Source organism: Niastella vici, assembly GCF_002077945.1.
Lineage (GTDB): Bacteria > Bacteroidota > Bacteroidia > Chitinophagales > Chitinophagaceae > Niastella > Niastella vici.
This window is the reverse complement of sequence record NZ_LVYD01000083.1, coordinates 45,102-52,090: the sequence shown is the minus strand read 5'-3', so window position 1 is coordinate 52,090 and position 6,989 is coordinate 45,102. Positions and strand designations below refer to the sequence as shown.

At 48.0% G+C, this 6,989-nt stretch carries 4 protein-coding genes; all 4 read left to right on the top strand.

Annotated elements, in window-relative coordinates; all coding sequences use genetic code 11:
* Positions 1-304: 304 nt before the first annotated feature.
* The 4 genes from A3860_RS33260 (at position 305) to A3860_RS33245 (ending at position 6,969) form a co-directional block, all read left to right on the top strand.
* Positions 305-1,390, top strand: a complete 1,086-nt coding sequence (locus tag A3860_RS33260) for a glycoside hydrolase family 76 protein (protein WP_081154843.1) — start codon at positions 305-307, stop codon at positions 1,388-1,390.
* A 119-nt stretch (positions 1,391-1,509) separates the two neighbouring features.
* The gene (locus tag A3860_RS33255) at positions 1,510-2,937 is read left to right on the top strand and encodes a glycoside hydrolase family 125 protein (protein ID WP_081154842.1); all 1,428 of its coding nucleotides are present in this window, start codon (positions 1,510-1,512) and stop codon (positions 2,935-2,937) included.
* Between the two features lie 122 nt (positions 2,938-3,059).
* On the top strand, positions 3,060-5,696 hold the full coding sequence (locus A3860_RS33250) for an alpha-L-rhamnosidase (protein ID WP_081154841.1): 2,637 nt from the start codon (positions 3,060-3,062) through the stop codon (positions 5,694-5,696).
* 253 nt (positions 5,697-5,949) lie between these two features.
* Complete coding sequence (locus A3860_RS33245) at positions 5,950-6,969, top strand: DUF6528 family protein (protein WP_081154840.1); 1,020 nt, start codon at positions 5,950-5,952, stop codon at positions 6,967-6,969.
* The last annotated feature ends 20 nt before the right edge of the window (positions 6,970-6,989 follow it).

Here is a 6,989-nt window from a genome sequence, read left to right as displayed (position 1 = left end):
ACTTGTGTTCAAGAGGCTTTTTGCTTTTAGGCCAGTCCTGCTTCAATGATTATTATACCCCCTGCTCAGAAACTAATTATAATATTCTATCATATTTGTTTTTATTCCATTTCGCCCCTGTTTTCCCTTCCAATCTTCCAAATTCATCAATAATATCCTTCGGTTATGCATAAATAACCGAATTTCTATTGAGAAATTTCACATTTTGGTAAATAAGTCCCAAATTCGATAGATGCTAATTATTTATAGCATTATCATGTGTGTCTGAAAATAATTCCCTGGCACTTAAAACCTATTTTCCAAAATGAACCTGATCCAAACAATCTTTCTTTTCCTGGGGTTGTTGAATAACAACCATCCGGGCCCGAAGCCCAATAATTGGGCTAAAGCAGCCGACAGCGCTCAACTGGCGCTCAACACGCAATTCTGGTCAGCCTCAGAACAGTACTACAAACAAAACAACGATGGCCATACCGGTTACAACTACTGGTGGAACGCCCATGCGCTCGATGTACTGGTCGATGGCTACCTCCGTACCAAAGACCCCGCTTATACAACCCGTATGAATGCCCTGTTCGACGGGATGTATAAAAAGAACGGGTATACCTGGACGAATAAATACTTCAATGACATGGAGTGGATGGCCCTGGCCTGCATCAGGGCCTATGATGCCACCCACGACGCCAAATACAAAGAGCTGGCGCAAGGCTTATGGGACCATATTAAAACCGGCTGGACGAGCCTTCACGGTGGTGGCATCATCTGGCAAACGGGAGACCCTTCAGTCAAGAATGCCTGTTCAAATGGCCCGGCCATGATCATTGCCGCCCGTATGTACAAACTCAATAAGAATGAGGATGACCTCGATTGGGCCAAACGTATTTTCGTATGGCAACAGGCCTACCTGGTCGATACCAGCCGGGGCATCGTATGGGATGGCTGGGGCAATTACAAGGAAACCGGCATCTATACCTATAACCAGGGAACCTGGGTAGGCGGCACGCTTGAATTGTATACCATTACCAGGGACGAAATGTATCTGCAAAGTGCTATCAAAACGGCCGGTTTTATTATTAACGACCGGCAGCGGTTTTCACCTGAAGGAATTTTAAAGGGAGAAGGGAACGGCGATGGTGGTTTGTACAAAGGAATATTTATCCGCTATCTGGTGCAGTTGATCCAGCAAGGCAGGCTCGACCGCGCTACAAAGACCGCCTGGCTGCAATACCTTACAACCAATGGTGAACGGCTGTTAAGCAATGCCACCTACCGGCCCGACTTTGTTTTCAACACCAACTGGAGCACGCCGCCCGAAAGCCCCAAAATGGATTGTTCCATACACCTCAGCGCAACCATGTTGCTCGAAGCCCTGGCAACGGTGAGTAAATAATAAGCGAACGGGTTATTAGGTCACAAACAGGTGTACTACGTTTTCTGGCCCTGTGGAAAGCAAACGTGGTACACCTTGTTGCTAAACAGCTACTTTTGCAGGCTATAAACTTGCAAAATATGAAAAGGCGGACCTTCTTACAACAATCAACGTTGGCCGGAGCCGGCTTGTTACTCACTAACAGCCGGGTTTTTTCAGCTAACAACTTCCCCGGTCAATACCCCGTGGTACGCACCCCCGCTGATAAAAGGAATTTTACCAGCGAAGCAGTAGAAAAAGCCATAAAAGAATTCCAGGCAAATGTTAAGCAACCCGAACTGGCCTGGCTATTTGAAAACTGTTTCCCCAATACCCTCGATACAACTGTATTTCACAGCACCCAAAACGGCCGGCCCGAGACCTACGTCATCACCGGTGACATCGATGCCATGTGGTTGCGCGACAGCAGCGCCCAGGTTTATCCTTACCTGGCCTTCATGATGCAGGATAAAAAACTGCAGCAACTGATCGCCGGCGTTATCAATAAACAAACTGCCTGTATCCTCAAAGATCCTTTTGCCAACGCATTTTATAATGATCCCACCAAGAAAAGCGAATGGGAAAAAGATCATACCGATATGAAGCCCGGTGTGCATGAGCGCAAATGGGAGATCGACTCATTATGTTATCCCATCAGGCTGGCCTACCGCTACTGGAAACTCAGCGGCGATACAGCCCCCTTCGATGCACAATGGCAACAGGCGGTTAAATCAATCTATACCACCTTCCGCGATCAGCAACGTAAGAATGGTAATGGGTCATACAAATTCCAACGCACCACGCCACATGCCACCGATACCCGGCCCATGCACGGTTACGGCTACCCGGTAAATCCGGTCGGGCTCATTTGCTCGGCTTTCCGCCCCAGCGATGACGCCACCGTATTTTCTTTCCTGATTCCCTCCAATTTCTTTGCAGTAGTGAGCCTGCGTCAGGCTGCAGAGATGTTCACCGCTATAGTAAAAGATACCGCCACCGCAGCACAGTTCAATGCACTGGCCAGTGAAGTGGAGAAAGCATTACAGCAATATGCAGTGGTTGATCATAAAAAATATGGAAAGGTATATGCGTATGAAGTGAATGGCTTTGGCAGCTTTAACTTAATGGATGATGCCAACGTGCCCAGTCTGCTCGGTATGCCCTACCTCGGTGCGGTAAAAACATCGGACCCTATATATCAAAATACCCGTAAACTGGTATTGTCGGCCGATAATCCGTTCTTCTTTAAAGGCACGGCCGGCGAAGGTATTGGCGGCCCGCACGTGGGGCAGGATATGATCTGGCCCATGGGCATCATCATGCGCGGACTCACCAGCACCAACGATGCGGAGATAAAGGAATGCATTCAAATGCTGCAAAAAACACATGCGGGTACCGGCTTTATGCATGAAAGCTTTTACAAAGACGATCCCAAAAAATTCAGCCGCAGCTGGTTCGCCTGGGCGAATACGTTGTTTGGCGAGTTTTTATGGAAAACATATAAAGAGAAGAAACAGTTGCTGGCGTGATAAGAGCTGAACGAAGTAGGAGGTATGAAGCTCGCGAATGTCTTACTTCCTACTTCTTACTTCAGCTTCAACCCTGCCTGGAATTTACCATTCTATTCCAATAGAAAACCTTATACAACGCCATGTCTTTTATCTGTCGCCCGACATACTTCCTGCTGCTATTGTCCCTTTCCATGCGCACCAACGCACAACCTGTTTGTGTGCCAACAGAACTGCGATGCGAGCACCTGGTCAATCCATTAGGCATCGATGCCCCGCAGCCACGGCTCACCTGGCAATTGCAGGATGCCCGCAAAGGCGCACGGCAAACAGCGTATCAGGTAATTGTTGGAACCGACTCCCTCGCGGTAAGCAAAGGCAATGGCAACTGCTGGCAAACAAATTCCATACAATCAGCAGGGCAACTGGTTACTTACCAGGGCAGGCCGCTGCAGCCTTTCACCCGTTATTATTATGCCCTGCAGGTATGGGATAAAGATAACCAGGCATCACCGGTATCAGCCGTCAGCAGTTTTGAAACAGGTATGATGAGCAGCGCCAGTTGGCAGGGCGCCTTTATCAGCGACAGCCGCGACATCAATACCAAGGCAGCGCCGTATTTCAGAAAAACATTTTCCACTAATAAGAAAATACGCTCCGCCCGCGCCTATATCGCCGTGGCCGGATTGTATGAACTATACATCAATGGCAACAGGATCGGTGATCACCGGCTCGACCCCATGTATACCCGGTTCGACAGGCGCACTTTATACCTCACGCACGATGTAACCGCGCAACTGCAAAACGGCAAAAACGCCATTGGCGTCTTGCTCGGTAATGGCTGGTACAACCACCAGAGCACCGCCGTATGGTATTTTCATGAAGCGCCCTGGCGCAACCGCCCCACCTTCTGTATGGACCTGCGCATTACTTATGAAGATGGAAGCGTAGAAACCATCACCACCGGGAAAGACTGGAAAACTGCCGGGAGCCCGGTCATCTTCAACAGCATTTATACCGGTGAACACTACGATGCCCGCCTCGAACAACCCGGCTGGAGCGAAGCCACCTTCGATGATTCCAAATGGAAAGAAGTGATTTACCGCGCTGCGCCATCAACGAATGTTGTTGCCCAAACAATGCAACCCATCCGCATCACAGACACTATACCCGCGCAATCAATACATGCTTTTAATGATACAACGTATGTGTTCGACCTTGGCCGGAATATCGCTGGTGTAAGCCGCATCACGGTGAATGCGCCGGCGGGTACGGTGCTGCGCCTGAAACATGGCGAACGCCTGCGGCCCGATGGGCATGTTGATCAATCGAACATCGATGTGCATTACCGGCCTGTAGGTACCGCCGATCCGTTTGGTACCGATATCTATATCACCAGCGGCAAAGGCGATGAAAGCTTTATGCCACGTTTCAACTATAAGGGATTTCAATATATTGAAGTCACCAGCAGCGCGCCTGTGAAACTGGCAAAAGAAAGTGTCACCGGTTATTTCATGCACAGTGAGGTGCCGCCGGTTGGTACGCTAACAACTTCCAACCCTACCATCAACAAAATATGGAGCGCCACCAATAATTCGTACCTGTCGAACCTGTATGGGTACCCCACCGATTGTCCGCAACGCGAAAAGAACGGCTGGACGGGCGACGCACAAATAAACATCGAGACGGGCCTGTACAATTTTGACGGCATTACCGTGTATGAAAAATGGCTGGCCGATCACCGCGATGAACAACAACCCAATGGTGTGTTGCCGGCAATTGTACCTACCAGCGGCTGGGGTTATGAATGGGCCAATGGGCCCGACTGGACGAGCACCATCGCCATCATTCCATGGAACATATATTTATTCTATGGCGACACTACCTTGTTAGCCCGTTGTTACGATAACATACAACGCTATGTCGATCATATTGATCAATTATACCCAACCGGGTTAACCATCTGGGGACTGGGCGACTGGGTGCCCGTGAAATCAAAATCACCGGTTGAGCTTACCTCATCCATCTACTATTTTACCGATGCTTCCATCCTGGCCAAAGCAGCCCACATCCTGGGTAAAACAACCGAGGGAGAGAAATATGAAGCCCTTGCCACAAAGATCAAAAACGCCATTAACGCCAAATACCTGAATACAGCCACCGGCATCTATGGCAGCGGCACCCAAACCGAATTAAGTTTTCCCCTGTGCTGGAAGGTGGTGCCCGATTCACTGATAGCAAAAGTGGCCGCCAACCTGGCCAAACGCGTAGAGGCCGACAGTACTCATCTTGATGTGGGTTTGCTGGGCACCAAATCTATTCTGAATGCATTGAGTGAAAATGGTTATGCCGACTTAGCCTATAAACTCGCCGCCAGAGAAACTTTTCCTTCCTGGGGCTGGTGGATCGTGAATGGCGCCACTACTTTATATGAGAACTGGAACATCAATTCTGCCAACGACATCTCGCTCAATCATATTATGTTTGGCGAAATAGGCGCCTGGTTCTATAAAGCATTAGGCGGTATAAAACCCGATGCCAATAACCCGGGCTTTAAAAAGATCGTGCTGCAACCATATTTTATAAAAACGTTGAACCAGGTTGAAGTAAAGCATCAGTCGCCTTATGGTACAATTGTATCATCCTGGAAAAGAGTGGGAAAGAAGATCATGTATAACGCAGTGATACCACCTAATACCACTGCCACCCTCACGTTGGGTAATAAAACACATCAGTTAGAAGCCGGTACGTATGAGTTCGAAGTAGGAGGTAAGAAGTAGGAGGTAAGAAGTTCGCTAATTTCGTATTTCCTACTTCTTACTTCGTACTGCTGATTTTTCGGTTTCCTGCAGGTCGAACTTATCCAGCATAGAATGTTACTTTTACTATTATTAAATTAATTCCTACTGCATAAACACAGCAGCTATAACCACCTGGTATATGTGAATATCTTTGGCATGAAATTTCGAATGGGTAAGTGCTTTTATATTATAATGTAGTGCATAACCTTATTACATTACAAAACACTTATTCATGAGAAAGATCTTTTCCGCATCACTGATCCTTTCCCTCGTATTTACATTGGGATGTAAAAAACAATTATCGCAATCACCAACAACCGACGATGCTTCCGAATTGCTGACCGCTCAATCACTCGCAGCAGAAGAAGCCACAGCCAAAGAGATCGTTATCTGCGATCAAAAGAATGCCCGTATTGTAATGGTCGATGTGGCCAATGGCAATAAGATAACCTGGGAATGGAAACCCATGGCGTCCTATGCCGCTATCCGCTCGGGCGCGCAGGGCTGGTTTGCTAACCTCAGCGAAGCCAAACCGGTATACAGCGGTAAATACATTCTGGCCACTGCATCGGGCGGTGGGGTTGCCATCATCAATGTATCATCTAAAAAAGCCATCTGGTACGATTATGCCGGCGGTAATACGCACTCGGCAGAATTGCTTCCCAATGGTAATGTAGTAACCGCTTCTACCACTGGCGGCTACCTGCTTATTTTCACCGTTGATTCTTATATCAACGACGACAGCAAACAGGGCGGCAAGGTTAGTTTTGAAGATGTGCACAATGTGGTGTGGGATAAAGCCAACAAGCTCTTATGGGCAGCTGGAAAGGATAAGTTGAAAGCATTCAGCTATAACAACAGTTGCGGCAGTCCGGTCCTTACCTTGAAAAAGACCTACACCATGCCCGAGGGCAATGCACATGACCTGTTCCCCGTATATGGCAGCACCACCGATCTGTGGTTAACGAACAGCGGTCACATTTATAAGTTCAATGTATCAACCGGTAAGTTTACATTGATTAAAACTATTTCTTCGGTAAAGTCGGTATGTAATGGCCCAGGCGGCTATGCCACCATTCTCGATGTTGCCAATGGCAACGGCGGGGAGAGCTGGCGCACCGATGTGATCACTGACATCAATGGTAATACGGTTTACAAAAATACCAGCTTCGGCATGTACAAGCTCCGTTGGAGATTGGTCAACTCATTCAGCTATCCGGCAGGCGATAGTTTTCACGAGTGCACCCACTAGTTACAGGTGTCTGAAAGTTA